The organism is Acidicapsa ligni (assembly GCF_025685655.1).
Classification (GTDB): Bacteria; Acidobacteriota; Terriglobia; order Terriglobales; family Acidobacteriaceae; genus Acidicapsa; species Acidicapsa ligni.
In genome coordinates this window covers 59,616-85,770 of sequence record NZ_JAGSYG010000009.1, presented here as the reverse complement: position 1 = coordinate 85,770, position 26,155 = coordinate 59,616, and the positions used below count along the sequence as shown (strand labels likewise).

Here is a 26,155-nt window from a genome sequence, read left to right as displayed (position 1 = left end):
AGGGGGATCGACCTTTGTGGGGTTGACTCCCGCTTTATGGGAAGCCTAGACTCACGAAGTTTGGTCTGGAGTCATCGGTTCCCAGGCTAACTGGAACTAATTGCTTTTGGCCTTTGAGAACTAAGTGAAGCAAGGCTAAAGTAATTCTGAATTATCGAACCGGAGTAACGATTTGCTACGTCCAACACTATGTATCTGAATCCTTTTTTGATTCGGACATACTGCTGATCGGTCCGATTGGATTGGTATTGGAGCGGAGCAGTCAGCGGAGGGTGCGCAAGGCACCTGCCGCACACAGAATTGGAGAAGATTTCAATGGCAACGACCATATCGCTCGAGCAGGAGATCAATCCTTGGGAAGCTCAGAGCGCTCGATTTGACTTTGCAGCCCGCAAGCTGAACCTGGATGCAGGCCTTTGGAAGGTACTTAGTTCGCCGTCGCGAGAGATCATCGTGCATTTTCCGGTCATGATGGACGATGGCCGCATTGAGTTGTTTACCGGCTACCGCGTTCAGCATTCGCAGGCGCGAGGCCCGGGCAAGGGCGGTATTCGCTACTCGCCGGATGTGACGCTGGATGAAGTTCGCGCCCTGGCAAGCTGGATGACGTGGAAGTGCGCCGTGGTGAACATTCCCTTTGGCGGGGCCAAGGGTGGCGTAATCTGCGATCCAAAGAATATGTCGCAGGGCGAGCTGGAGCGCATGACGCGCCGCTATACGTCGGAGATCATCGATTTTATCGGACCGGAGAAGGACGTTCCCGCGCCGGATGTAAACACGAACGAGCAGACGATGGCCTGGATCATGGATACCTACTCCATGCACATGCGCCAGACTGTTACCTCTGTCGTGACGGGTAAGCCGCTTAGTATTGGCGGTTCGCGTGGCCGCCGTGAAGCGACGGGGCGCGGCGTGATGGTGATGTGTGATGAGAGTCTGCGCTACCTGAATCTGCCGCGCGAGGGTTGCCGGGTGATTATTCAGGGCTTTGGCAATGTGGGCTCCAATACAGCCAGACTGATGTCGGATGCGGGTTACAAGATCGTTGGCATTGCGGAGTACGATGGCGGTTTGTACAACACGGCCGGCATCGATATTCATCAACTGCTGGAGTATAAGGAGCGCAATGGCACGACGCTCGGATTCAGGAACGCAGAGGCGATGCCTTCAGATGAAGTAATGCTGACGGAGTGCGACATCCTTATCCCGGCGGCTACAGAGAATGTAATTACCAGCCGTAATGCGGACAGGATCAAGGCCAGGATTATTGTCGAGGGTGCGAATGGCCCGACGACTGCCGTGGCCGACGAGATACTGGCGGAAAAGCGTATCTTCGTTGTGCCGGATATCCTGGCTAACTCGGGCGGTGTAACTGCCAGTTACTTCGAGTGGGTGCAGGATAGGCAGGGGTACTTCTGGAAAGAGGCTGTAGTTATCGAGCAGTTAGAGGGAATTCTGCGTGAGAGCTTTGACGATGTGGTGCGCTATGCAGAGGCTCACAATGTCAATAATCGGATTGCTGCTTATATGCTGGCGATTGATCGCGTGGCCTTTAACATCAAGCAGCGCGGGATCTACGCGTAGTTTTTGTAGTTGAGGTTTGTTGTGAGCGGGCTGCAGATTGCAGCCCGCTTTTATTTTGCGCGGAGTGTTACAGGCGTCGTCGAACGGCAGTGCTGCTGCATAATGCGAAGGAGCAGCCAGCCATGCCGAGCGCTACGAGTCCGCTATTCCATTCTGCTGTACTGTGGAGTGCCGCGTAGATTCGCGGTGCGTGCAGAACTGCTACCCATGCCAGGAACATGATGCCCAGCATGCAGGCTGCGGTGGCGGCATATCTTCGAAGGAGGATGGCGACTCCAGCGGCGACGAAGGCGATGCCTGTAAACCAGGCCCAGAAGAGATGCCATTGAATCCACTTGGGAATGAGCGTTGCGATGAATGAAGGCACCAGGAAATGGCTGGTGCCGAAGATGATCAGCGAGATGGCGAAGAGCCAGCTTCCGATCATTGCGCAGATGTGAAGTGCACGCGACAGACCTCTGCTGCCGATGACGACTCCGCCGGCGATGATCAATGCTCCCGCGCCCAGCGAGAGGCTTTCAAAGAATCGTGTTCGCTCAGTCAGATCCATTACCCTGGCCAGGACTTTAGGCAGATCGAGAACGACAACTGCGTTGAAGAAGAGAATTGCCAGAAGCAGAGCGGCGATTACCGCTGCTTTTCGGAAGGCGATGCTGAGTCCGCAGAGCAATAACAGGATGGCGATCAGATAGCCCCAGAAGATGTGCGAGGGCGGCCAGGGCGGGACTAATTCGACGCCCACGACTACTCCCTTGCAGAGGAAATGCTGGATGCCGAAGCCGATGATTGCGGCGGCGAAGAGAATACGTCCAAATGTCGAGATTACTTTCATAACTCTCCTTTATGGATTGATAGCGAGTTTACGAGGATTTATACACCGCGAGATGGGTACACTGACTCCGCATACTGGATTGACTTACCTATGGCAATAAATCGGATTATCTGAGTTTTAAACTTTCTCAGGTAGAATGAAGTTACTGTCAATTTTGATTCACCTTTAGGAATAATGCCTTGGCTCAGTGTTACAGGATTGTAACTTATCGTGCTGTCTGGATGGCTGTTCTTCTGGCCTCGTTGTTACCCATATTCGGATGTGGATCCTATCGATTCTCTCCACTACAGGTTACTTCAGGAGCAATTGAAGATTTTGGTACAGTGCTGCCGATGACCACGAGTGCTGCGCGGACGGTGTTGTTGACCAATCCGGGTAATATTCCGTTGACCATCGCGAGTATTGCTCTCACGGGTGATAGTGCGGCCGACTTCAAGTTCACAAGTGGTTGTGGTGCGACTGTTCCGGCCTCTGGTAGTTGCAGCGTGCAGGTGTCTTTTGCTCCTGCTGTTGTGGGGCAACAGAGCGCATCTCTGGTAATTACCGATGGCGCACTGAATTCGACGCAGACGGTGTCTCTTACTGGCATGGGAAGCAGCACGGCCGTGGTTGATGTGATTGTCTATGGTGCGACGCCATCGGGAATTATGGCGGCAATCGAGGCTGCTCAACACGGCAAGCAGGTTCTGTTGCTGGAGCCGACTGGTCATGTCGGAGGCATGATGACCAATGGTCTTGGACACAGCGACAGCTATGCAACCAATGCTATAGGGGGACTGGTCAAAAAGTTTTTCGGCATGGTAAATACGTTCTATGGCGCGGCGCCGTTCAGCAATCGTGGACAGTATTTTGAACCCCACGTGGCTGAGCAGATTTTCAACTCCATGATCGCAGCCTACCCGGCGATTTCAGTTTTTCTGAATGAGTCTACTGCTTCTGTCCAAAAGCAGGGATCGACTATTACTGGAATGGTTACGGCTGATGGGCATACTTACCATGGCAAGGAATATATAGACGCCAGTTATACCGGCGATCTGATGGCGCAGGCGCAGGTAAGTTACATCGTTGGACGAGAATCATCGGCTCAATATGGGGAGAGTTTGGCAGGCGTTGCGAATCCGATGAGCTTTGGCGGAATTAAGATCGAGCCATATCTTACTCCGGGGGTTCCAGGTAGCGGTCTGATCCCACATGTGACTGCGACTATCCTGGGTGCGCCGGGGAGTGCGGATGATGCCGTGATGGCTTATGGCTATCGCCTGTGCCTTAGTTCCGATCCCAATAATCAGATTCCATTTGCCGCTCCAGCTAACTACGACCCTGCGGAGTTTGAACTGATGGGCCGAAAGGCGGTGGTTGACGGCTCGGGGTTCACCCTTGATTCCGCCCTGGGGCCTGCGCCGATTCCGAACAACAAGTTCGATCTGGACAATGTTCCGGGTGGCTTCTCGACGGATGAAGTTGGCGAGAGTTTTACCTATCCGGATGGATCACCGGAAGTTCGTCAGGCGATCGAGGCGGAGCAGAAGCACTATATGCAGGGAATGCTTTATTTCCTTACTACGGATTCGCGCATTCCTGTCACGGTCCAGAATGCGGTGAAGGGGTATGGGCTGTGCAAGGATGAGTTCACCGATAACGGTGGCTGGCCCAGGCAGCTTTATGTGCGCGAGGCGCGGCGAATGATTGGGCCGTATGTTGAAACCCAAAACGATCTGCAGCTTGACACCACAATTACAGACTCTATTGGCGTTGGAGGATATGGGGCGGACGATCATTTGAACTACATGTTCAATCACAACGGATCGGTCTATATAGAGTACAACCCAGGTTTTGTTCCGCCTTCGTATCCTATCTCTTATCGCGTGTTGACTCCCCAGGCAGCGGAGGTTTCTAACCTGCTGGTGTCGGTGGACGTTTCGGCATCGCATATGGCCTACGCATCCTTGCGAATCGAGATGACGTACATGGTTATGGGGCAGGCAGCGGGGGCGGCGGCATCTCTGGCCATCGATGCTGGCACTACGGTGCAGAACGTAGACTACGGCCAGTTGAGCACCCTGTTGCTGGGGGATGGTGCGGTGATTACTCCGCCGCAATAAGGGAAGCACAAGAAAGGGGTAGATGGACCGCCTAAGTTGATGGAGGCAAGCCTCTGTCTCGAGTGAGGCAGCATGGGCTAATACCTGCGCATATAATTCGTTTATGGCGAGGGGGCCTTTTTGCTTCTGTGTCTGAGATCATCCATTGAATCTACCCAACTCCATTACGCTGAGCCGCATCCTGATGATCCCGCTGCTGCTATGGATTCTTTCGCCGCGCTTTCCCTGGCATAGCGCGGCGGGCGAGCAGGAATTGCTTGCGTCCGCGTTGTTCATTCTGGCTTCGATTACCGATGGCGTCGATGGCTACCTGGCGCGTAAGCGTGGGCAGATTACGACGATGGGCATATTGCTCGATCCACTGGCCGACAAGATCATGGTGACGGCTGCTTTCATTGCGCTGGTGGCCTACAATCCGTCGGTGGTGAAGGTGTGGATTGCGGTGGTGATCATCAGCCGTGAGTTCCTGATCTCGGGGCTGCGCTCGATTGCATCCTCAGAGGGATTTACGATCCAGGCGAGCGATCTTGGCAAGCTCAAAACTGTCCTGCAGATTGTTGCTGTCGTCTCGGCGATTCTGGCGCATCGCTGGTATGAGTGGGACTTTGGAATTTTTGTGGTGCCGGTGCATATCACTGCGGTTACAGCTATTTATTGGGCGACGCTGGTGTCGACTATCTCGGCGATTGATTACTTCATCGGTTTCTGGAGAAAGATTGATTATGCGGCGGATGATCGCCGCAAGGCTTTTGTGCTGACGCGCAAGGGCGGGCGGAGTGCTTCGAGCTAGTAGCTGTTCATGGCCGAATTGAAAGGTCGAATTCAAAGACTGATTTGAAAGAGAGCACAGTAAAAAGCCCCGGCAGATGCCGGGGCTTTTTACTGTTGCGTCAGGTGATGTTAGACAGAGGCAAGAGCAGGCTGTAACTGCGGTTCTGCGGTTTGCATTGTCGATGTTGAAACCGCCGCTGCCGGTGCGTGCGCGGGCGCGTGAGCAGGGATGTGGGCGCCGCGGGTGAGGCGATGCACGAAATGATACGGGGGCCAGGGACCAGAGAGCTGCATCTGGCACTCGCGCATCATGGCGGTGGTGGTGGTGTATTTGTTCTGGTAGCGTTCGACGCACTTGCGATCGATCAGGTGAGCGATGTCGAGAATCATCTTGCCGCTTTCCGTGAGACGGCAGCTGACTTCTTCGTCCAGCGGAGCGAACATGCGGTGCATCTGGAAGCTGACGGCTCGCGCGCGTGTCTGGCGCTCGCGCTGCCGGGTTGCAGTTTCACGCAGGTTGGAGAGATATTCTTTGCCGACGCCTTCGAGTGGGATGTGCTTATCTAACTCGCGGCAGCAATCGTCTACGTGAATCTTCAAATGCATCTCGGTCTTGCCATGCAGTCGTTCCAGATTGCTCTGAAACTGGCGCTGGTTTGAGCGGATCGACTTACGGAGACTTTCGTCGTCTTGAAATACGGTTCCGAAACGGAAGGGTAAGACGGTCGATTGCTTGAAGCAGTCAGCGATAACTCGCGCATGATCCACGCCGGACTTTTGACTTACTGGTTCGTGTGGGCTGTGCTCGCTGACGACGATAGCTAAGTCGCTTGCGGGATAGAGGAAAACCTGATTACCACCGATTCCTGCTACGGATTCAAGTGGGATTGGTTTGCGATGCCTGGCTAGCTCCGGAAAGGATTGTTTCTCACTGATGCAATAGGCATACCATGCCATACGTGACGCTCCATAAAACGGCGTTGGTGTCCACCGTTTTCTTGCAAAGGTTCAGGGATCGAACAACGATGTTTCTGCATCTAACTCTGTCCACCCCCAGTTAGGGAAGGAACTATGGCGAATACTAGCCTCTGGAAAATACGACTGGCAATATCTCATATTCTGAAATCTCGAAATGGGGGCAGGAATTTTCAAATTGGTTTTGTATTGTGAAAAGAAGTATTCGCAACACTGTAAATTGATTATGTAAACGTATTTTTGGGCGAGAAAGCTATCCCGTTGGTTACCGAGAGATGTGCCCGATTTTGGTTACTTTTTGAGCGAACGGTAGTCGCGAGAGGGCGCAGCGGGTCGAATCACTGGGTCCGGAAAATGATGTAACCGATACCTGGGGCTCGTCTTAGAGCATTTTCTCGTTGCAATATGCCAGCCGGGAATCGCGAAGTGTGGCTTTTCCTGATGAAAAGCCACGCAATCAGCCGCTCCGGAGAATACTTCGATAGGAGAAGTGCTCTAGCGGAGGATGTGTTGCAGTTGGAAGAGGAAAAAGGCGTTCACTGCGAGGGAGAGCAGGAGCAGCACGAGTCCGATGATAGCGAAGGTGCTGACGCGGCCGCCAACGGTGCGCAGATCTTCCAGTAGCTCCTGCTGTTCGAGTGTGTTGCGGTCGGTGGCCTCGCGAACACGTTCCAGCTGATCCTCGACACGCTTGAGGGAGGTGACCTGCTCCTGTACCTGGCCGCGGAGGTCACGATGACCGGCTTGCAGCTCGGCGAGGCCCTGCTCGATGGGCTGCAGGTTGACGGGTGGCTGCGGTGGATGGGCTGGGGGATGGTGTCCGAGTTGGGGGACGACCAGGGAGCTGATGGCGGTGGCGAAGTTGCCATCCAGCATGGGTAGAAGTTTTTGAACCAGCGGCAGGGTGGAGCGAACGGCATCCAGTGCACGTTGCAGGCCGGATTTGGGAGCGTTGGGGTCTACTGGAGCCATATTTGCTGCTTCGGCAGCATTTGCTTTCGGTGCTTCAGGGGCTGTGGTGGGCGCGCTGTATGGGGCTTGATGAGGAGCCTGATACGGTGCCTTATCCGATGTCTGGGATGTGTAGGGGACGTGAGGAATGTAGGGAGCTGGCTGCGGCGGTAGCGGCTGTGCCAGTGGTGGAACGGCATGAATCTGCGGTGACGATGCCTGCGGTGTTGGTGGATGAGAGGGTGCCGGTTGTGACGGCGTTACGCGCAAATCCTCAAACGACTCGTAGGGCGGCGCGACGCGGCTGCCAGGGGTGGGGCTGATAGGTACCGGAGTTCCCTGATAGGGACGCAGACGCGGATCGGGTGCCGGGTCGCTCATCGCTTGTACGCGCTGGCCCAGTTCGCCTAAACCAAGATTCTGCGGATCGCTCATCGTAAACCTTTCCCTTCCAATATATAGACGAAAGCTGCCCGGCGAAGGAAACCGCGCCTGGTGGGTTGCCAATCGGGCGCGGTTTCCGGGTGGTTCCGGGATAGATTCATGCTACTCGCGGGTTTTCAGGGATGCTGAGCTTTGTTGAGCGCAAAGAGGACGACGCGCTGCATCTCGGCCTCGGGAGCGGCCTTACCTGTCCAGAGCTCGAACTGCCGGGCGCCCTGCTGGACGAACATCTCGACGCCCTGGATGGTGGCAAAGCCGCGCTTGCGGGCCAGTTGCAACAGGGGCGTATCGAGTGGGTTGTAGACCAGGTCGAAGACCAGCCTTGCTTTCCACTCTTCGGGTTCGAGGGGCAGTTCGTGGGAACTGCCGTGCATGCCGCAGGGCGTGGCGTTGATCATCACATCAAAGGCGCTGGCGGCGATTACCTTGCGGGAGATGGCTTTGGCTCGCGCGGCTGCGGCGAGATCGTTGGCTTTGACTTCATTTCTGCTCCATACGGAGACATCGGCGCCTTTTTCGACCAGGCCGAAGACAGCAGCCCGTGCTGCGCCGCCTGCGCCGAGAACGAGTACGCGGGCTCCTTTGAGTGGCAGCCGTTTTTCGAGTGGGCGGATGATTCCAGCGACGTCGGTGTTGAATCCGTAGAGCTTGCCGTCGGCCCCGAGGCGAATGGTGTTGCAGGCACCGAGCTTGGCGGTCAGCGGGTCTACATTGGCGAGATAGGGCAGAAGTTGCAGCTTGAGCGGCATGGTCACGCTCAGTCCACTCAAGGGCAGTCCGCGGATTACGGCCAGCAAGTCTTCTACCGATTCCACCTTGAGAGGCAGGTAGACGGCGTTGACGCGTTCGCGGCGGAAGGCGGTGTTCTGCATGAGCGGCGAGAGCGAGTGGGCGATGGGATTGCCTGCGACTCCGTAGATCTTGGTTGCCTGGTCGAGATCTTCGATGCGGTAGAGTTCTTTGAGCATCCGCGCGGTCATCTGGCCGGGCGCGGTGGGGTCGCCGACGGGTGCGGCGCCAAAGGTGAAGGCGGAACCGGTGCGCAGGCTCAGTACGCGGCTGACAATGCCTGCCTCGCCCATGGCGATGCCTACGAGCTGCGTATCGCCGGATCGCTGCTTCATCCATTGGAGCAGATTGAGGCTGTCGGTCAGGGTTCGCGCGGTGCTGACAATCTTGATGTAGTCCGGGGCAAATTTCTGAATGCGGTCGAAGATCGGCTCCGGGTCGACACCTTTGGCGAAATCGTGGAAGCTGATCATCAGCGCGGCTCCCGACTCAAGCCAGGCCTCGCGCAGGGTATTGAAGAGGCCGCGTTCGGCTTCTTCGGCGGACTCAATCTCCATGTCCAGCAGGGCGAAGCCGGCTTCGGAGGCGCGGGTGAGCACTTCCAGCTCTTCCAGGGTGGTTCCGGTGAAGCTACCGCCGAAAGGCTTCCGCCGGCAGGTGGCAATGGCCACGATCTGCGGATGCGCGGACAGGAACTTCGCGATAGTTTTGAGGGACGTGATCACGGTGGAGTGTTTTTCCATGTGATGAAGCGCGTCCAGGCGAAATTCGAGGAAGGAAGATTCGGCCATAGCTACTTCGGCGCGTTCCAGTAGTTCGGGAACGGTGGTCGCCTGCAGGGAGACACAAACTCTTCCCACGCGGGATCGGAGGTAGGCGGCAGACGTATTGGATGGATTATTCGGCATGGTGCAATTGCGGCATCTTAAAACGCTCTCGGCTGTAAAGCAAGTCCAGTCATCAAGGTAGCGATGACAGTACAGTCTATGTCACGCGACCGGTCTGGAGCATTGCTGTTTCATTTGCCTGGAAAAACTTTATTCAATTTGCCATCAAAATATGCCGTTGGCGGAGTCTGCTGCGGTTTCAGAATAGGGGGTAGACGTTCTACATGCCTTGGGAGTAGAGTGGCTACATCATGATCGGACGAAGCAATTACAAGAACCGCATTGAACTTCTGCAAGGCACTTTGGACATGCTCATATTGCGCACGCTGCAATGGGGGCCTTCGCATGGGTATGGCATTGTGCAGGCTCTGCGCACGCAGTCGGGCGAGGTGCTGCAACTGGAGACGGGTTCGCTCTATCCGGCGCTGCATCGGCTGGAGCGGCAGGGGTGGGTCGAGTCGGAGTGGAAGCAGACGGAGAGCAAGCAGCGTGCGCGATTCTACAGCCTTACCCGAGCGGGCAGGGAACAGCTTGCTTCCGATCTGAGCCGGTGGCAGCAGATGGTTGAGGTGATCGGTTCCATCATGCATGGCGAGCCTGGAGGAGAAGAGGCATGAACTGGATTTCGCGGATATTCGAACGCCGTAAGGACGAGTTGGAGGAAGAGATTCAGACGCACATTCGCATGGATGTGCTGGCGCGGATGGAGCGTGGAGAGACTCGTGCAGAAGCGGAGGCTGCGGCGCGGCACGAGTTTGGCAACGTGGCACTGGTGCGCGATGTGACGCATGATCACTGGCGATGGAATCGGCTGGAGCGGCTTGGGCAGAACCTTCGTTATGCGGTTCGCGTGCTGAGGCGGTCGCCGGGGTTTTCGATCACTGTCGTTCTCACGCTGGCGGTCGGTGTGGGTGCGACCTGCGCGATGTTTACGGTTGTAGACCGGGTGTTGTTGCAGACGTTGCCGTATCCACATGCAAATCGACTGGTGCAGATTCTGGAGTTGGGCAAGCGCGGCGCGGTGCAATACGGCAGTCCATACCTCGATATTGAGCAGTGGCAGAAGCGCGGTCATGCTTTCAGCCAGATCGCTTTTTATCAGACGGCGGGGAAACGCATATCTTTTCTTGAAGGCAAGAATGGGGACTCGCATGTTTTGAGTACGGAGATTGGCGGCAGTCTCTTTCCTGTGCTGGGTGTGCATCCGGTGCTGGGCCGCGATTTTCAGCAGGACCCGGCGAGTGGCGGGGTTAAAGCGGACGATGCGCATTCCCTGATGCTGAGTGATGATGCATGGCGTACGGATTATGGAGCCGATCCGGGCATTGTGGGCAAAGTTGTTCACCTGCGTGGAGAGGCGTTCACTGTGATCGGGGTGATGCCGCGGAGTTTTGTTTTTCCAGTCGAGAGATCTTTGCCGATGGTGTGGACTCCAATCGTGCTTGGAGCAAAGGACGCTACGCGAGAACGCAACGTTAGCCCGACTTACCAGACAATTGCTCGATTACAGCCACAGGCCACACTCAAGCAGGCGGATGCGGAACTCAAGGCTATACAGCCTGATATTGCCAGGGCTTATACCGATTCTTACGACCGGGAAGATGTTAGTTCAATCGAAGTAAAGAGTTACTCCGAATCACTTACCGATAGCAAAGTTCAGAAGGCTTTGCTGGCTTTGTTTGGCGCATCGGGATTGTTGTGGTTGATAGCATGCCTGAACGTTACGAGCCTGATGCTGGCTCGGGCCACTTCGAGGCGGCGTGAAATTGCCGTTCGCGGTGCGCTTGGTGCGAGCCGCTGGCAAATTGTGCAGCAACTGTTGATTGAGGGACTGCTGCTGAGTGGGTGCGGTTCCCTGCTTGGCCTTGGATTAGCGGTAGGCATACTCAAGATTTTCGAGCATGCATTGACCATGCAATTCAGCATTCACGAGACGCTGACGCCGGATATCACTGTTCTTGCGGGTTTGCTGGTGCTTACGATTGTCAGTTCCTTGCTCGTTTGTGTGTGGCCTGCGATAGGCGCAGCGCGAGCGGAGATTGAGCCTGCGTTGCGCCAGGGATCTTTGCAGGGAACAGGTCAAACGAAACATCGTACGCGCGCGGTGCTGGTCATTACGGAGATTGCTTTATCGCTCACGCTGCTGGTGGGCTGCGGTTTGTTATTGAGAACGATCTATGCGCTCAAGCATGTGCCGCTGGGGTTCAGAACGGATCACATCCTGGTTGCCAACATGACGATTCCTTCGTACAAGTTCACGGGTACGAATATGACTACGGGTTTCTATCAGCCATTGGTGGATCGCGTGAAGCAATTGCCGGGAGTGCAGAGCGCATCGCTTATGACAGAAGTGCCGCTGGGCAAGACATATGGGATGATCTTCACGTTGGGAGTCGAAGGCAAGAGCGCCGCTGATGTGCGTAAGCGCGACTTGAAAGCGCAGTTTCGAGCGGTTGGTCCGGAGATGCAGAAAGTCTTCGGCTTCCACATGGTACGCGGGCGTTTCTTTAACGAGCAGGATACGGCAACTTCGCAGGCGATCGTTATCGTCAACCGTGCATTTGTGAAGGCCTATTTTGGTGACGATCGTGATCCGGGGAAGATGATCGGTGAGCATCTGCTTAGCCTTGACTCCAAACGGGACACGACGGTCCAAGGCATTCTGGATGATGAGCGGCAGGTGAATGTGGCCGATCCATCCAAGCCGGAGATTGAAGTTTGCATTTCACAACTCGCACCGGATAGCGACTTCTACAAATTTGCTGAAGGCGTAGAGATGGACCTTGCTGTTCGCACGGATCTCAGTCCTTCCGTGATGGTGCCGGAGCTTCGGAAGGTGATGCGTGCGGCCAGTCCCGACCTGGCTGACAGCAACTTTACTACGATGGATCAGGTTGTTGAAGACTCCTTTGGCGACCAGGCGCTGGCGGCAAAGCTGCTGGAGATTTTTGCTGGTTCGGCGCTGTTGTTATGCATCGCCGGTATCTATGGATTGCTTGCTTATCTTGTTGCACAGCGTACGCGCGAGATGGGCTTGCGCATTGCGCTGGGTGCTCAGCGGTCGAATGTGATGTGGCTGGTGCTGCGGCAGGCTGGATGGATGCTGGTGGCTGGGTTGAGCGCAGGATTGGGGCTTGCGTATGTGGCCACGCAGGGGCTTAAGACTTTTCTTTATGAAGTGAAGTCTAATGATCCATGGACGATGGCTGCTGTTACTCTGATGCTGCTGATCGGTGGGCTTGCGGCATCTTGGCTGCCTGCTCGCCGGGCTGCGAGCGTCGATCCGATGAAGGCGTTGCGAACGGAATAAGCGCGGCGGAATCGATGCGGCGGCTATGCATAAAAGCAGCGTGGGCATTGCGGTAAGAGACTGCGAGTGCGAGGCTTGTGCGTGATTGAAAATCGGATTTGGAATATCTGGGTTAGAAGCCTTGTTATGGCTGGGTTGAGTGTGGCTACTGCATCGTTTGGGCAGGCTGCGCAAACGATGCAGCCTGTGCAGACTCAGCCGGTACAGACGCAGCCGGTACAGGCTCAGATTGCCCAGCCTGCTTCTACTGCGGAAGCAGGTAGTTTGCGGCGGCCTGGGGATGTTTATAAAGAAGCGATGCATCCGCTGGATGTTGTGCGAGATTCGTTAGATAACTGGTCGGACCCGGAGCTTGCTGCGTTTGCTACCGGTATGCGCAAGGCAAAGATCGCTTGTGAGCAAGCGAAGCCTGAGGATTATTCGGGTGACGATCTTTACGATCTGGGGCGGCTTTGCGCGTTGGGGCAGGAGTGGAATGCCACACATACGATAGCGGTGAAATATATCGCCAGCGGGGACGAAACGCATCGTGCGCGGGCATATGCGATGAGTATCAATGCGCTCATTCACATGGGAGACAGCGAGCACGGAGTAGAGACCGCGAGAGAGATGCTGCAGAAGCTACCCTATGATGCGGTGGTGGCGGAATCGGTCGGTTATCTGACGACATATCTTGAGGAGAGCCTCGATCCGGCGGCACTTTCATTGGCTGTGGAGCATCGGCCATTTTTGATGGAGGCGCTGGCTAAGGGTGTTCCTCTGCCGGAGATACATGGGAACGATTTGACCAGCGTGGGGATGTTTTATGAATCCATCATGCAGGTGGCGTTTTTGCAGCGCTATGCGGGTAGGGATCAAGATGCTGACGCGACCATTGCGGATTTGAAGGCGGCTATGGCGAAGTTGGGGACGGTTGGAGTTGAGGACCGGATACTCATTACTGCGGTGGACAAACGTTATGCTTTTCTCGGAGCGCAAATTCCGTCGATAGATGTATACAAATCGCTGTTGAATCCTGCAGCGAAGGCGAAGATCAACCAGGTTCGCGGGAGTCTCACGGTTCTGTTGCTTTTTCCTGACTGGTGCGCTCAATGCCACAAGATGATGAAGCCGCTCTCCAGTCTTGCTATCAGGCAGGCAGAGAGCAAGGTTTATGCGTATGGGCTGGTGTTTGAGGACGGCAAGGAGAGCTCTGCCAAGGCTCCGCACGATTGGAATTTTTTGGATGCGAATGAGAAGGAGCTTATCGGAACGCCGACGCTTATTGTTTCTCCAGACACTCCGGGAGTATTCGGTGCGGATGATTATCCGCTGGGTGTTGTGACGGATACAGACGGACGTATTCGGTTTATTGGGGTGCTGCCTACGAATGCGCTTGATCCGCATGGTTTTGTGGGGGAAGTGGTTAACCGGATTGCTTCGGGGCGGGCGATTCTTTCGTCGGGTGGTGCTGATTCGGGGAGGTAGGCTGCTTTTGGGGTAACTGCAGAAGCAGATTCCCTGCAGGAATGACAGCCAGAAAAACAAGGGCAAGGGCAAAAGCAGATTCCCTTTGGGAATGACAGACAGAAGGGCAAGAGCAAAAGCAAGGGCAAACGCAAAGGTAAGGGCAAAGCTGAGGGCGGCTTTTTCTGCTACTAGCCAGGGACCCACCCTGATGTGGCACCCTATAGTTTTGGAGGTATTGCCGAAGATGAGCATCGCACTGAATTCCGGACTCGCCGTCAGCACAGATATTCACGCATGGGAAGCCGATGGAAGTTCTTATGGCAAGCCGCTAACGGCAGAGGCTTTGAAGGGTTGGGTCACGGCCCGGCTGGCTGCGCATGAGGCTGCGATTGCTGCGCTGCTGGCTGTTGAGGAGTTGCGGACGCCGGAGAATTCGCTGCGTCTCTATGACATTGCGATTGAAGAGCTGAATCTTGCCGGGGCGCAGGCGGGTGTTTTGAACTCGGTGGCCGCGGATAAGGCTGTTCGCGACCAGGCGCAGGACGATGCGCAGCGGGTTTCGCAGGCGGGCAGTTTGTTGAGTCTGAATCGCGGCGTATACGAGGCGCTCTCGGCAATCGATCTTGCGGGTGCGAGTGAACCGACGAAGCATTTTGTGCAACGTACGCTGCTTAGCTATCGCCTGGCTGGTGTGGATAAGGACGATGCGACGCGGGATCATTTGAACCAGTTGCATGAAAAGGCGACGCGACTTTCGCTGGAGTTCAGCAGGAATATCCAGGAGGGCGCGAAGACGATTCTGGTGGAGAATGCGGTCGAGCTGGATGGACTGCCTGCCGATTATCTGGAGCGTCACATGCCGAACTGCGATGGGCAGTTTTCGCTGAGCACGGACCAGCCGGATATGCAGCCGGTAATGACTTTTGCCAAGAGCCATGCGTTGCGCGAGCGGATGTTCCTGGCGTACAACACGCGGGCTTATCCGGTGAACCAGCAGATTTTGCTCGACCTGCTGGCGACGCGGCAGGAGATTGCGACGCTGCTTGGATTTTCAAGCTGGGCCAATCTTGCGACCGCAGATCAGATGATGGGTTCGGCGGCGAATGTGCGCAAGTTCATTGCGAAGCTGGAGGAAGCCAGTCGCGATGGTGCTAAACGCGAGTTTGAGATGGTGTTGAAGTTTGCGCGTGAGCAGGAGCCGGGCCTGAAGGAGATGAACGCTGCCAGCCGTGCCTATTGGTATGAGCAGTATCGCCGGTCGGCGTTTGCGTTCGATTCGCAGTCGGTGCGTCCTTATTTCCCGTATGCGCAGGTGGAGCAGGGAGTGTTGGATACTGCAGCCAGGTTGTTTGGGGTGCAGTTCCGGCGGTCGACGGCTGTGGGTTGGCATGAGTCGGTTTCCGTGTTCGATGTGCTCGATGGCGAGAAGGCTGTGGGGCGTTTTTATCTGGACATGCATCCGCGCGAGGGTAAGGACAAGTGGTTTTCGGCATCGCCGGTGGTTACGGGAGTCAAAGGCCGCTATCTGCCTGAGGCCGCGTTGATCTGCAATTTTCCCGGTGGCGAAGCTGCGGGGCCCAATAGCGATCCGGGGCTGATGCAGTACAACGATGTGGTCACCTACTTTCACGAGTTTGGCCACCTGATGCATGCCATTCTCGGTGGTCATACGGAGTGGGCGGGACTTTCGGGATTTGCGACTGAGGGCGATTTTATCGAGGTTCCGTCGCAGATGCTGGAGGAGTTCTTCCGCGACGTGGCATTGCTGCAAAGCTTTGCTCGGCATTATGAAACAGGCGAAGTGCTGTCGGCGGAGCTGATTCAAAAGATGAAGCTGGCTGGAGCGTTTGGCCGTGCGGACGGAATGCGGACGCAGCTTTATTACACGACTCTCTCACTCGATCTGCATGACCAGGATCCGGCTGGGATCGACCTCGATCGCATCACGAAGACGCTATTCGAGAGCCTGCAGCCGTGGAAGTGGATTGACGGCAACCGCATGTATGCCAGCTTTGGTCACCTGATGGGGTACTCGTCGAATTACTACACCTATGCTTTTGACAAGGTGATTGCGCTGGATTTCTTTGCGCAGTTCGATCCTGCTGATTTGCTCGGTTGCGCGGCGGCAACGAAGTATCGGACGACGGTCATCGAACAGGGTGGTTCACGTCCGGGGCGGCAGATGGTGCGGGATTTCCTGGGGCGGGATGAGGACTTTCAGCCCTTCAGCAACTGGCTCAATGAGGAATTTGCAGGGGAACTGGCTCTAACTTAAAAGTGAAGAACAAATACCTCCCGGCTTGCTATACTTGTATAGCAAGCCGGGAGGTATTTTTATGTTGGCGATTCGTCTACCCGAAGAGGTTGAAAAGCGTCTTGATGCCCTGGCGAAAGCAACCGGCAGGACTAAAACTTTTTATGCGCGCGAAGCCATACTTGAACACTTGGATGATTTGGAAGACATCTATCTAGCAGAACAACGCCTGGCTGATTTGAAGGCTGGTCGCAGCTCCACCGTTTCGTTCGAAGAGATAATGAAACGGTACGGCATTGAAGGATGAAGTGGAAAATTAGGTTTGAGCGCAAGGCTGAACGCGAACTGGACCGTCTTGATCCACAGATAGCCGATAGGATTATTCGTTTTCTTAAACAGCGTGTCGCATCCTTGGACGATCCCCGCAGCATCGGTGAGGCGCTTAGTGGTAGTGAGCTCGGAAGTTTTTGGAAGTATCGCGTCGGCGATTACAGAATCATTGCCAGCATTGAAGATCAGCAGGTGTGTATCCTGATCGTCCGCGTTGGAAACAGGCGCGAAATCTACAGATAACTGACGTTCGCGTCCGTTATGATCGCGTTATGGGATCGACGTCGGATTTTCGTGGGAAATGGGCCCTGGTTACAGGTGCCAGTGCGGGCATAGGTGTGGCGATTGCGCGGGAATTGGCGAGCAATGGGGCAAAACTTATTCTTACCGCGCGCCGGCAGGATCGGCTTGAGGCCCTGGCTGCTGAATTTGCGGCACAGGGAACCGAGGTGCGCGTTATCCAGGCGGATCTGACCGATCCGGCAGCGCCCCAGGCGATCTACTCCGCAATCGAGGCGGGTGGGTTGCAGGTCGAGATTCTCATCAACAATGCGGGGCTTGGTCAGCAGGGATATTTTTACGAGACAGACCTGGCCCAGGAACTGAGCCAGGTCCGCGTCAACTGCGAGGCGGTTGTGCATTTGACGCGGCTTTTTGTGCCCAGGATGGTTGAGCGGCGACGTGGATGGGTGCTTGTTCTGGCATCGACTGCCAGTTTTCAGCCGGTGCCATTTCTGTCGACTTACGCGGCGACGAAGGTCTTCGATCGCTTTTTTGCTCAGGGCCTGGCCGAAGAGGTCGCGCCCTACGGAGTCAAGGTTACGGCGCTTTGTCCGGGGCCGACGGAAAGCGAATTTTTCGACGTGGCGAAGGCGACGAAGTTCAAAGGCCGGAATATTCAGTCGGCTGAGGAAGTGGCGCGGCTTGGGCTGAAAGCTCTGGCCAGGGGGCGACGGACGATTGTCCCCTACTTCAACGGACGGGTTGCTGCATTTCTTGTGCGGTTTCTTCCCGTGGGTTGGATTACGTCTCTTGTTGCGCGAGTCGCCCGTCCGAAGCAGGCTTAGGCGCTTATTGCGTGGCGGCCGGGAGTGTCTCGGGGATTTGCGTGTTTCCGGCGACGGTGAACGAGTTGAAGAAGCGAATGACGGCTTCTTCACGCCGGGCCGCAGATGAGGGCGAGGCTGCAATCAGCATGTATAAGCGCGATCCTGCATAGACAAACCGGGTGTCGAGTACGCCTCCGCCTGCATTGTGGGTGACGATATCCCGCCCGGGAAAGCCTTGCGGCGCGTTGCGATTTTCGCTGACCAGCGAGGTATCGGTGCGGGCCATTTCTCCGTCGCGGGCCTGGTCGAGGGTTTTGTCGGGGATGAGATCGTTGACGCGGGCTACCGGCGGCTTGTCTGCCCAGGCAATGGCAAAGCTGCTGTCGGAGTCCGGCTTGACCAGGAGCATATTCACAGGCTCGTTCATGCCGGTTTCGCTGGTTGCCTGCACTGTGACGCGCCTGGGCTCGCCCGGCATCTCCAGTTTGAAGCCCGAGTTGGATTCGTCTACCTCGCGCCAGTCCAGAGCATTTCCCTGGCTGGCGTTAAGGACGCCTTCGGCGGAGTGGGAAGGTAACCATGCCCGCAAAAGGCTGAATTCTGTGCGGTGATTCCACGTATAGATCGCGCCGACTCCCGCCAGAATTACGATCAGATAGAGAGACACCCTTTTCATATAGTTAGAGATTGACGCGAATTCGCTCCGGGATCAAGCTTGGAGGGGATTCTTTGGTAATGCAGGTTCCCGTCGGGACAACAAAAAGGAGCTTTTGATGGAAAAATCTCGCAATGTGAAAAAAGTCGAACAACCTCGGACAACCAATTTCACAGTCGGGCATCTCATCTATTAACCAGCAGAGGCATCCGCTTGTAGTATTTCCCCGCCAAAGTAACACTATCTACGTTGTTGGTCCTGAAAAGGACTCCCATCAAATGATCTACAGATACCCCCGTCAATGAATGCCTCTCGAGTGGGCCCGCCGGAAGGCGGGCCCAATGCTCGTCTGGGAGTTTTTTCTCACTCCAGCGTGTCCAGAGCAGGATTAGAATCGAAAGCGCATGTCAGAATCGGCTATTCCCAAAACAGACTTAGCACCCCACGGCACACCGGTAATCCTTCCCGTTTCTGCATGGAACGGCATGGATTCTGGTTTGAACTGGCTGTGGCACGGATTCAGCACTCGGCATGGCGGGGTCAGCGAGGTGTATTCCCCGGCAAAGACGCCGACTGAATTGAATCTTGGGTTTACGGCTGCGGATTCGGGAGAACACGTTCGAGAAAACCGGCTGCGGCTGGTGGAGGCGGTTACTGGAAGCAGGGAAACTCCGCTGATCACGGTCCGCCAGATTCATTCCAACCTGGCGGTGGTGGTGAGGTCGGCTGCTTCGCCGCCTGTTGCTAAGAACGGGGCTGAGAACGGGGCTGAGAGTGGCGTGGGAAGTGGCGTGGCGAACCAGCATTGCGATGGGGATGGCCTGATGACCAGCCAGGCGGGCGTTCTGATCGGCATTCAAACCGCGGATTGCATTCCGGTTCTGGTGGCTGATCCGGTGCGCCACGTAGTTGCTGCCTTTCATGCTGGATGGCGGGGTACGGTAGAGCGCATTGTGGAGCATGGAATTGCGCAGATGACTGCCGAATACGGTTCTCGTCCGTCGGAGCTGATTGCGGCAATTGGTCCCGGCATTGGGCCGTGCTGCTACCTGGTCGGGGATGAGGTGGTTTCGCGGTTTCGAGCCAATTTTGCTTATGCGGAAGAGTTGTTCAGCGAAAGCTCCGCTGCTGCATCGCCTCTGGGCTTGCCGCGGCTCAATCTGGTTGAGGCGAATCGCCGCCAGTTGATGGCCGCGGGGCTGCCTTCTGAATCGATTGAGGTTGTTGGCGGATGCACGAGCTGTCATCCGGAGCTTTTCTACTCACATCGTGCCTCGGGAGGTCATGCCGGGCGGATGATGAGCGTGATCGGTATTCGGCCGTCTTAATTGCCTGCGGCGTTTGCGTCCTGACCTTCAGCGAGGAGTTTTTCCGAGTTGCACTCCTGGTGGATGCATTTCCACAGATTGCTTCCGCGTGTAGGCCAGTCTACGTCGGTGAGCATCCAGGCGTGAACGTGCTGGGTGAGCGGCATTAGAGATCGGGTGAAGCTGGTTACCGCTTTTGCAAATCGTGCGGGCTCGTCCCATATTGGGCTTACACTGCCTGCAAATGCGGTGAAACGATGTTGCGGAGAGCCCCGGAGCAGGGTATCGAGGCTGGTGAGATAGGCGTCAAGCGGATAGGCGCGATGTTCGCGCGAAAAAGCAAAGAAGATGGGGCGGGGAATCGCGGTCAGCGTATCCCGCAGATCGTTCCGCAGAGGGTTTGAGGATTCCAGTGAAATGAGGGCGCTTGCCAGAGTGTCCTGAGTTGGCGATTGCAGGGCCATGGCTCGCCAGATTTGCCGTTGGGCGCGGGTTAGAGGTCTTCCGGGAGTCAGTGCCTGAATTCGCCGCGTCAATTTCTTCCAGAAACTTAGCGGCGTCCAGATTGGGGAGAACAGACCTGCCGGATTGACCAGGATCAATCCGCGTGTGCGGGTTGGGTAATGGGCTGCGAAGCGAATTGCGACGGCCGCGCCAAAGCCGCTTCCGAGCAGGATCGGGCGGTCGATTCCCAGTTGCGTGAGCACTGTGTGCAAGATGCGCATGCAGAATTCCACGCTGAAGTTCTGGCCGCTTTCAGAGGGTAGATCGCTGGAGCGGCCATGCCCTGGCCAATCCAGCACGATGAGGCGGATGCCTGCGATAGGTTGCTCGGTCAGGGGGCGAAACTCGCGTCCGCCACTACCTGCCGTATGCAGGCATACGATTACCTGGCCCGCTGGATCGCCGGACTCTTCCCAGGCAATATCGCAGTTGTACGCCTCGCAGCGGTGGTCCGAGCTGCGAGGGTCTGAGCTGCGAACTCCCATGACTGATCGCAGGCCGGGGGAAGGCTGCCCGGAGTGGATACTTTCCATTGCGGAATTGATCTCTGGATCTGGGGTCATGTTGCACCGAGGCAGCTATCAGATCACAACGGCAACCGGTGCGCAATCGCGATTCAGTTTTCTGATAAAAAGCGAATGATCGTCGGCATTGGACCAGCAGGAAACAACCGGATTTAAAGCGCAAACCTTTCGTCCGGAGATTGAACTATGCATGACGGGGGTGAGTTGAAGCCTGCATTCGTAAGCAGGCCTCAAAATTTACGAAGCCGAGTTGGCTGCCTCTTCCGGATTGACCAGGTCGCGCAGTTCTTTGGATGGCTTGAAATACGGCACACGCTTGGCTGGAACATCGACGCGGTCTCCGGTCTTGGGGTTGCGACCGATCCGCGGATTTCGCTCTCGGATGCGAAACGATCCGAAGCCGCGAATCTCAATTTTGTCTCCTGATTGCAACGCCGCAATCACGGAGTCGAAGATGGTCTCGACGATAACTTCTCCGTCGCGCCGGGTTAGATCGCCCAGCTGGGTCACCTTCTCAACGAGATCTGCTTTGGTCATGCCGATAGGCCTCCGCCTCCAAGAATACCCGGATTCTTTTCGTATGGCAGTAAAAAGTGGAGTTTCATGTGCAAATTGAACACTTTGGCTCAATTTTTGAGTTCCAAAACCGACTATTGGAACGCTATTTTCACGCTTCGGCCTCGATGGAGGGGTTGACGGGTTCCTGTCATCTCTGGATGGCGTTGCGCATTGGCTCGTCGAATACGCGTCATCGAATCTGCATCTCTGTGGAAATGTACGCGCTTCGATTGGATTTAGATGTGAGAATTCAGAAAGTTTTTTGATAGAGGTAGACTTGCGTCAGGATACAAACGGATCAGGAAGGCTTACAGGGGGGATTGATGATGGCGCACCCATTATTCCTGCGTGCGATTGCACTTACTATTTTTGCCCTGCTGCTGGCTTTACTGTTGTGGCGACGCGGGCATCGTGGTTGACGATGCCCGCGCCCGCTTTACGAATTTACGAATGCGGTTTGCGAATCAGCTCTATTTGCTGGAGTCGCGAGCCGCTTTGACGTAGTCGTGGGATGCCTGAATATGCGCGGCCTGGGTGACGAGGAGTTGCCGGATGGGCAAAGGCAGCTCGCGGTTGAGCGCATCTTCATAGGCAGCCTTGGCGGCATCTTCGCCTTGTTCGGCGGTTTCAAGCAGGGTGTGATCACCGCCGCCAAGTTTGGACTTGAGGCTGACCCAGACCCGCTGTACGGTCCCGGTTACGGAGCCATGCTCCTTGATGTCGTGTACACCTTCCTGGTGCAGAACTGTTTCCAGATCGCCGCGGAATGACGCGCGCCTGAGCGATTCGGCAAGGAAGTAGCGCTTGAGCTGTTCGTCTTTCAACTCTTCGCCAATCTTCTGCATACCTTCCTGACCGTCGATCAGGTTGTCGATGACTAAGCGCAATGCTTCTTCAACTTCGAGCAGGCTGTTGGATGTGTTTGACATGGATTCCTTCCAGTTGTGTGGTTGTTTAGCATGAGCCCAACCTGAATCGTATTCCTGCCAACGCGTTCAGGGAAGCACCGTTCGAGGAAGCTCAACGTTCTCTTGTATAGAAGCCTCAAAGTCGATCGCAGTTGCTTTTGGTGTCATGTATTCAATCGATGGTTTTATTGGCGGGTTTCATCTACGCGAGACGGGCATTGGAATGGGCTCCGCCGAAAAATGGTTGCTCCTGATTCAGGGAGCGCCACCGGCTGAACGTTGGGTGGCATGACGATTTCAAGCGTTCTATCGAAGATTTGTATAGTTGCCAGGCATTGTCCGCCGTTATTCTCAATAGGAGGTTATGCTTGTAGACGGGCCTCTCAAGTATGGAAACGCTAGCATCGCTAAACGAACCGCCGACAACCGCTGCTCTTAAAGTCCTCGTCATCGATGACAACAAGGCTCATGCCGAAGGTTTGGCTGAATTGCTTCAATTGGCGGGCTTCGATGCTTCGCACGTTCTTACTGGCAGCGATGGAATCGAGAAGGCTCGAAGAGACGCGCCGGATGCGGTGCTGCTCGATATGAACCTGCCGGACATGAACGGCTTCGAGGTCTGCCGCAGACTTCGCCGCGACCCTAAGACAGCTCACATTGCTATTGTTTTTCACACCGCGCAGGGCTCGGTGCCGGGCTCGCGTCACGAGGCAGATGCCTTCCTGACATACCCGGTGGCGATGAGCGAAGTGTATTCGGTTATTCGCGGTAGCGTGGAGCGCCGTCGCAGCAGTCGTAAGTTAAATTTCTAGGGAATCGCTCGTCGTAAATAACTTTCCTTCCTATAGATTGCCCTTCCTATATATTTTGGGGAGATCTGTAACTCCAAGTCGGTGGTTGACGGAAGGTGCCTCATGAATTCAAACAAGGTAACGAACCTGCTCTTACTTGTGATCGCGGTTGCAGTGACGGTCATCGCATTTAGACCTTACAGCCAGCCGGTATCGGTACAGGCGCAGACTACTGCGAATGCCTCATGGTACATAGAGCCGGGAGTCCAGGTGCTGCTGCTTCCGCAGGGCGGACAGGTGCTGGGGAAAGTAGCGGTTGATCTCAATACGGGTAACATCTGGGGTTTTCCGACTTATAACAATAACTCTTACCCGATTTCGCAAACGGCGGGCGGAAAGCCTGCGATCTCACATCCATTTTCACTGGGTAGATTTGCTGTGGAAGATATAGACAAATCTCACTGAAAACTCTAAGTGATCCTGATTCGTTTCGGGCCACTATTTTGCTGCGGGAACTTCTTTGATGTGCGAGCTTCCTGCGAGCATTTTCGCTACTTCTTTCATCAGCGACATAGGGCTTCCGGATTCCATGCCCTTGCTCAGGGTTCCGCGAGGTACGAACACACCGTAGTCGGTGAGCAGCAGGATGGGCAGGCCGGGGTTTCGCTTTGACAGTTCATCGCTGTAGCTGGCGGCTTCTCCCGGGTGAAAATGCAGGGCCAGGATGACGAGGTCATATTCTCCCTCGTCGTCGATTCGCTCAGCGGCCTGGAAGTCCTTGCGCACATCTACTTCATAGCCAGCGCCATTGAGCAGCTTGATTCGCGTCTCACGGCGACCGTCGTCCATGTCAATGAGCAGGACTTTTTTTCTCTCGTTTTTCATGGCGGGGAACCTAAGTTCCATTTTATGCCTGGTGTTTACTTTCAGGAATTGAATACCCTTAGTTTGCATGGAAAAGATGGATCAGGGGTGGCTCAGCTCTTAAAACAGTTATTTATCTGGTGGGCGATGCAGGATTCGAACCTGCGACTTCCACCGTGTGAAGGTAGCAATCGTGGGGCATTTAATTGACGGCAAAGGACTTATGAACCGGCAAAACCGGCAAAACCGGCCCAATCGGCGCTATTTGCCAACAAAATGCCGCCAAGCATGAACCAACTATAAACCCGCGGGTGACGGGGCTGCTCGTGGTGGAACGGCCCCAAAATGAAATGCAACCCAGTCCGGGTTGCAAGGCGCACCGCTTCAGTTTTGAATCTGGGATTGACCTGAATAGGATTGGTGGGCGGTGAGGGACTCGAACCCCCGACCTCCTGCGTGTGAAGCAGGCGCTCTAACCAGCTGAGCTAACCGCCCGTACAGCGAATCGCTGCAGGGTCGATTCCCAGTGTAAGGTATGCGGGAGCCTTCGGGCAATGCTCAGACGTCCGTGGTTTTGTTCATTGGCTGTCGAAGAGGCTCACCTGCCGGTTGGTGATGGGCGTTGTCTCGACCAGAGTGGCTTCCATCTGCTCTGCCGGAAGAATGCGGAGAAGATGAACCGGAGGCCTTTCGGTCGGTTCCAGATACTCAGCGTAGTCCTTCGGCATAAGAAAGGTAGTCATACGGTCGTGGATCGGGGTCATCAATTCGTTCGGCTCGCCGGTAAGAATCGCAAAAGTCCGTTCCCACAGGTTTGTCTTCGGGTTCTTCCAGAGCTTCGAGACACCCGCCATGCCAAACGGCCTTTGGCCACGAACGACAAACTCGTACTTCGGCTTCTTCTTTCCCTTCTAGGCTTCCTGCCATTCGTAAATTGCGTCTCCGGGCACGATGACTCGGCCATTCAGGAAGGCGTCCACCCAAAACGTGGAGCGCTCAATTCCTTTCGATCGGGCATTGAAGAGAAGCCGGTCCGGCAACTTGAACGCCCAGCGCATCAGCTCGATCTTCCGTTCACCATCCTCGTTCAGATAGATGACGGGTTGCATGGATTGTGGTCTGAGATCGTCTTCAGGTTCGAAGAACGTCTCATCCAAACCCGCACTCACAGAGAATCATCGGCCGTATTACGCAAAGGGATGTCGCCGGATCGCGAGCCGAATAGTCTATGTGCGGATCTCGTCAGAGACCAGTCACGCTACAGGATCACTCACACCGCTGAAGATGTATTGGTGTTCGACCGCGCCCCGCTCATGCCCGAAAAGCCTCCGGATTGATGACGCGCACTGGATGTCCGTTGATGAAAGCAAGGGCATTCTCAACGCTCTGTCCGTAGAACTCTCTCCACGTCTCCTGAACCCCGTATCCGAGATGCGGAGTCAAGACCGTATGGGAAGCCCTTCTCAGAGGATGATCTGACGGCAAAGGCTCACGATCATAGACATCGAGAGCCGCAATGATCTGGCGCGATTCCACCGCCTCAAGCAACGCGGCTTCATTGACGATGGGACCACGGGAGGTATTGATGAGGATCGCGCCCTGCTTCATCTGTCCCAGAGCAGAAGCATCGATCAGCCCGCGTGTGCGTGGCGAAAGCACCAGGTGAATGCTGACGGCATCAGCGTTCGAGAACAACTCGTCTTTAGTTACGAGAGTCGTTCCTACTGCTTCGGCCTTCTCCGTGGTGAGGTTCTCGCTCCATGCCACAACTTTCATATTGAGCGCCTGACAGTAACGCGCCATGTGCGATCCCAGACGCCCGAGCCCGACAATTCCCATGGTCTTGCCGGCCAAAGAGATTCCGATCGGCAAGTCTTCCTGGAAGTAGCCCGCACGCATATTGGCGTCGGCAGCAGGAATGGCACGGGCGGCCGCTAAAAGGAGGCCTAGCGCCAACTCAGCGGTAGCAGCCTCGGTACCGCCATGACCGATGGTGTTGCAGACGATAATCTTTTTCGCCGTACAGGCAGCAAGATCGAGTGTTGCATTGGAGGAGCCCGTAATGCCCAACAGGCACAACTTAGGCAAACGATCGATCAATGAACCAGGAAGTGCCGTTCGCTCACGCATCGATAACACGACGTCGAAATCCGCGAGCTTCTCAGCCGCATCATTTTCGTCCCGGAAAGCCTGCTCGAAGAAGACCACCTCCGCTACAGCAAACAGTGCCGACCAATCGGTGCTGCTCTTCGCAATACCCTGCCAGTCATCCAACACTGCTACCTTCGTCATCGCGTCTCCTTAGCCTCTATTCTCT

23 protein-coding genes, 1 tRNA gene and 1 pseudogene are annotated in these 26,155 nt (G+C 55.5%); 13 read left to right on the top strand and 12 right to left on the bottom strand.

Annotated elements, in window-relative coordinates:
- Positions 1-315: 315 nt before the first annotated feature.
- On the top strand, positions 316-1,584 hold the full coding sequence (locus OHL19_RS21930; protein WP_263359984.1) for a Glu/Leu/Phe/Val family dehydrogenase: 1,269 nt from the start codon (positions 316-318) through the stop codon (positions 1,582-1,584).
- A gap of 67 nt (positions 1,585-1,651) precedes the next feature.
- Here the strand turns inward: OHL19_RS21930 and OHL19_RS21925 are convergent, their stop codons facing one another.
- The gene (locus OHL19_RS21925; protein ID WP_263359983.1) at positions 1,652-2,416 is read right to left on the bottom strand and encodes a hypothetical protein; all 765 of its coding nucleotides are present in this window, start codon (positions 2,414-2,416) and stop codon (positions 1,652-1,654) included.
- A gap of 221 nt (positions 2,417-2,637) precedes the next feature.
- Between OHL19_RS21925 and OHL19_RS21920 the strand changes: the two genes are divergently transcribed.
- A complete protein-coding gene (locus OHL19_RS21920; RefSeq protein WP_263359982.1) occupies positions 2,638-4,518 on the top strand; it encodes an FAD-dependent oxidoreductase in 1,881 nt (626 codons plus the stop codon).
- Positions 4,519-4,663: 145 nt separating this feature from the next.
- A complete protein-coding gene (pgsA, locus tag OHL19_RS21915; RefSeq protein ID WP_263359981.1) occupies positions 4,664-5,308 on the top strand; it encodes a CDP-diacylglycerol--glycerol-3-phosphate 3-phosphatidyltransferase in 645 nt (214 codons plus the stop codon).
- 110 nt (positions 5,309-5,418) lie between these two features.
- Here the strand turns inward: pgsA and OHL19_RS21910 are convergent, their stop codons facing one another.
- The 3 genes from OHL19_RS21910 to aroE form a co-directional block, all read right to left on the bottom strand.
- Positions 5,419-6,246 (bottom strand): GvpL/GvpF family gas vesicle protein, encoded by an 828-nt coding sequence (locus tag OHL19_RS21910; RefSeq protein WP_263359980.1) that lies wholly within the window; start codon positions 6,244-6,246, stop codon positions 5,419-5,421.
- Between the two features lie 513 nt (positions 6,247-6,759).
- Positions 6,760-7,650 carry a hypothetical protein gene (locus OHL19_RS21905; protein ID WP_263359979.1) on the bottom strand — a complete coding sequence of 297 codons (891 nt, stop codon included), beginning with the start codon at positions 7,648-7,650 and terminating at the stop codon, positions 6,760-6,762.
- Positions 7,651-7,775: 125 nt separating this feature from the next.
- Positions 7,776-9,356, bottom strand: coding sequence for a shikimate dehydrogenase (gene aroE / locus OHL19_RS21900; RefSeq protein ID WP_263359978.1), 1,581 nt, complete (start codon positions 9,354-9,356; stop codon positions 7,776-7,778).
- A 230-nt stretch (positions 9,357-9,586) separates the two neighbouring features.
- Here aroE and OHL19_RS21895 point away from each other — a divergent pair, with 230 nt between their 5' ends.
- From OHL19_RS21895 to OHL19_RS21865, 7 genes are all read left to right on the top strand, one after another.
- The gene (locus tag OHL19_RS21895; protein WP_263359977.1) at positions 9,587-9,952 is read left to right on the top strand and encodes a PadR family transcriptional regulator; all 366 of its coding nucleotides are present in this window, start codon (positions 9,587-9,589) and stop codon (positions 9,950-9,952) included.
- Positions 9,949-12,645, top strand: coding sequence for an ABC transporter permease (locus OHL19_RS21890; RefSeq protein WP_263359976.1), 2,697 nt, complete (start codon positions 9,949-9,951; stop codon positions 12,643-12,645). Before OHL19_RS21895 ends, OHL19_RS21890 begins: the two co-directional genes overlap by 4 nt.
- Positions 12,646-12,771: 126 nt before the next feature.
- Positions 12,772-14,112, top strand: a complete 1,341-nt coding sequence (locus tag OHL19_RS21885) for a hypothetical protein (protein WP_263359975.1) — start codon at positions 12,772-12,774, stop codon at positions 14,110-14,112.
- Between the two features lie 226 nt (positions 14,113-14,338).
- Positions 14,339-16,369, top strand: a complete 2,031-nt coding sequence (locus OHL19_RS21880; RefSeq protein WP_263359974.1) for a M3 family metallopeptidase — start codon at positions 14,339-14,341, stop codon at positions 16,367-16,369.
- Positions 16,370-16,430: 61 nt separating this feature from the next.
- On the top strand, positions 16,431-16,655 hold the full coding sequence (relB, locus tag OHL19_RS21875) for a type II toxin-antitoxin system RelB family antitoxin (RefSeq protein WP_263359973.1): 225 nt from the start codon (positions 16,431-16,433) through the stop codon (positions 16,653-16,655).
- Positions 16,652-16,921: a type II toxin-antitoxin system RelE family toxin gene (locus OHL19_RS21870; protein ID WP_263359972.1), complete on the top strand. Its 270-nt coding sequence runs from the start codon at positions 16,652-16,654 to the stop codon at positions 16,919-16,921. Before relB ends, OHL19_RS21870 begins: the two co-directional genes overlap by 4 nt.
- Positions 16,922-16,950: 29 nt before the next feature.
- Complete coding sequence (locus OHL19_RS21865; RefSeq protein ID WP_263359971.1) at positions 16,951-17,745, top strand: SDR family NAD(P)-dependent oxidoreductase; 795 nt, start codon at positions 16,951-16,953, stop codon at positions 17,743-17,745.
- Between the two features lie 4 nt (positions 17,746-17,749).
- Here OHL19_RS21865 and OHL19_RS21860 read toward each other — a convergent pair whose 3' ends face one another.
- On the bottom strand, positions 17,750-18,394 hold the full coding sequence (locus OHL19_RS21860) for a hypothetical protein (RefSeq protein WP_263359970.1): 645 nt from the start codon (positions 18,392-18,394) through the stop codon (positions 17,750-17,752).
- Between the two features lie 392 nt (positions 18,395-18,786).
- Between OHL19_RS21860 and pgeF the strand changes: the two genes are divergently transcribed.
- Entirely contained in the window at positions 18,787-19,710 is a 924-nt protein-coding gene (gene pgeF / locus OHL19_RS21855) for a peptidoglycan editing factor PgeF (RefSeq protein WP_263359969.1), read from the top strand.
- Here the strand turns inward: pgeF and OHL19_RS21850 are convergent.
- From OHL19_RS21850 to OHL19_RS21840, 3 genes are all read right to left on the bottom strand, one after another.
- Positions 19,707-20,756: an alpha/beta fold hydrolase gene (locus OHL19_RS21850; RefSeq protein ID WP_263359968.1), complete on the bottom strand. Its 1,050-nt coding sequence runs from the start codon at positions 20,754-20,756 to the stop codon at positions 19,707-19,709. The two genes, pgeF and OHL19_RS21850, sit on opposite strands and share 4 nt — an antisense overlap.
- 198 nt (positions 20,757-20,954) lie before the next feature.
- Complete coding sequence (locus OHL19_RS21845; RefSeq protein ID WP_263359967.1) at positions 20,955-21,254, bottom strand: integration host factor subunit beta; 300 nt, start codon at positions 21,252-21,254, stop codon at positions 20,955-20,957.
- Positions 21,255-21,745: 491 nt separating this feature from the next.
- Positions 21,746-22,204 (bottom strand): PA2169 family four-helix-bundle protein, encoded by a 459-nt coding sequence (locus tag OHL19_RS21840; RefSeq protein WP_263359966.1) that lies wholly within the window; start codon positions 22,202-22,204, stop codon positions 21,746-21,748.
- 368 nt (positions 22,205-22,572) lie between these two features.
- Between OHL19_RS21840 and OHL19_RS21835 the strand changes: the two genes are divergently transcribed.
- Together OHL19_RS21835 and OHL19_RS21830 are read left to right on the top strand one after the other, a co-directional pair.
- Positions 22,573-22,995 (top strand): response regulator, encoded by a 423-nt coding sequence (locus tag OHL19_RS21835; protein ID WP_263359965.1) that lies wholly within the window; start codon positions 22,573-22,575, stop codon positions 22,993-22,995.
- A 102-nt stretch (positions 22,996-23,097) separates the two neighbouring features.
- A complete protein-coding gene (locus OHL19_RS21830) occupies positions 23,098-23,439 on the top strand; it encodes a hypothetical protein (protein WP_263359964.1) in 342 nt (113 codons plus the stop codon).
- 33 nt (positions 23,440-23,472) lie between these two features.
- On the opposite strand, the gene OHL19_RS21825 is transcribed toward OHL19_RS21830, so the two are convergent.
- The 4 genes and pseudogenes from OHL19_RS21825 to OHL19_RS21810 all read right to left on the bottom strand — a co-directional run bounded on the left by OHL19_RS21825 (position 23,473) and on the right by OHL19_RS21810 (position 26,130).
- Positions 23,473-23,859 carry a response regulator gene (locus OHL19_RS21825; protein ID WP_263359963.1) on the bottom strand — a complete coding sequence of 129 codons (387 nt, stop codon included), beginning with the start codon at positions 23,857-23,859 and terminating at the stop codon, positions 23,473-23,475.
- A gap of 397 nt (positions 23,860-24,256) precedes the next feature.
- Positions 24,257-24,333, bottom strand: a tRNA-Val gene (locus OHL19_RS21820).
- An 83-nt stretch (positions 24,334-24,416) separates the two neighbouring features.
- Positions 24,417-25,007: pseudogene (locus OHL19_RS21815) on the bottom strand (SOS response-associated peptidase).
- 142 nt (positions 25,008-25,149) lie between these two features.
- On the bottom strand, positions 25,150-26,130 hold the full coding sequence (locus OHL19_RS21810; protein ID WP_263359962.1) for a D-2-hydroxyacid dehydrogenase family protein: 981 nt from the start codon (positions 26,128-26,130) through the stop codon (positions 25,150-25,152).
- Positions 26,131-26,155: the final 25 nt, after the last annotated feature.

Coding starts and splice junctions, on each gene's coding strand:
- OHL19_RS21930 (WP_263359984.1), top strand. CDS start 316: ATGGCAACGACCATATCGCTCGAGCAGGAGATCAATCCTTGGGAAGCT.
- OHL19_RS21925 (WP_263359983.1), bottom strand. CDS start 2,416: ATGAAAGTAATCTCGACATTTGGACGTATTCTCTTCGCCGCCGCAATC.
- OHL19_RS21920 (WP_263359982.1), top strand. CDS start 2,638: ATGGCTGTTCTTCTGGCCTCGTTGTTACCCATATTCGGATGTGGATCC.
- OHL19_RS21910 (WP_263359980.1), bottom strand. CDS start 6,246: ATGGCATGGTATGCCTATTGCATCAGTGAGAAACAATCCTTTCCGGAG.
- OHL19_RS21905 (WP_263359979.1), bottom strand. CDS start 7,650: ATGAGCGATCCGCAGAATCTTGGTTTAGGCGAACTGGGCCAGCGCGTA.
- aroE (WP_263359978.1), bottom strand. CDS start 9,356: ATGCCGAATAATCCATCCAATACGTCTGCCGCCTACCTCCGATCCCGC.
- OHL19_RS21895 (WP_263359977.1), top strand. CDS start 9,587: ATGATCGGACGAAGCAATTACAAGAACCGCATTGAACTTCTGCAAGGC.
- OHL19_RS21890 (WP_263359976.1), top strand. CDS start 9,949: ATGAACTGGATTTCGCGGATATTCGAACGCCGTAAGGACGAGTTGGAG.
- OHL19_RS21885 (WP_263359975.1), top strand. CDS start 12,772: ATGGCTGGGTTGAGTGTGGCTACTGCATCGTTTGGGCAGGCTGCGCAA.
- OHL19_RS21880 (WP_263359974.1), top strand. CDS start 14,339: ATGAGCATCGCACTGAATTCCGGACTCGCCGTCAGCACAGATATTCAC.
- relB (WP_263359973.1), top strand. CDS start 16,431: ATGTTGGCGATTCGTCTACCCGAAGAGGTTGAAAAGCGTCTTGATGCC.
- OHL19_RS21870 (WP_263359972.1), top strand. CDS start 16,652: ATGAAGTGGAAAATTAGGTTTGAGCGCAAGGCTGAACGCGAACTGGAC.
- OHL19_RS21865 (WP_263359971.1), top strand. CDS start 16,951: ATGGGATCGACGTCGGATTTTCGTGGGAAATGGGCCCTGGTTACAGGT.
- pgeF (WP_263359969.1), top strand. CDS start 18,787: ATGTCAGAATCGGCTATTCCCAAAACAGACTTAGCACCCCACGGCACA.
- OHL19_RS21850 (WP_263359968.1), bottom strand. CDS start 20,756: ATGACCCCAGATCCAGAGATCAATTCCGCAATGGAAAGTATCCACTCC.
- OHL19_RS21845 (WP_263359967.1), bottom strand. CDS start 21,254: ATGACCAAAGCAGATCTCGTTGAGAAGGTGACCCAGCTGGGCGATCTA.
- OHL19_RS21840 (WP_263359966.1), bottom strand. CDS start 22,204: ATGTCAAACACATCCAACAGCCTGCTCGAAGTTGAAGAAGCATTGCGC.
- OHL19_RS21835 (WP_263359965.1), top strand. CDS start 22,573: ATGGAAACGCTAGCATCGCTAAACGAACCGCCGACAACCGCTGCTCTT.
- OHL19_RS21830 (WP_263359964.1), top strand. CDS start 23,098: ATGAATTCAAACAAGGTAACGAACCTGCTCTTACTTGTGATCGCGGTT.
- OHL19_RS21825 (WP_263359963.1), bottom strand. CDS start 23,859: ATGAAAAACGAGAGAAAAAAAGTCCTGCTCATTGACATGGACGACGGT.
- OHL19_RS21810 (WP_263359962.1), bottom strand. CDS start 26,130: ATGACGAAGGTAGCAGTGTTGGATGACTGGCAGGGTATTGCGAAGAGC.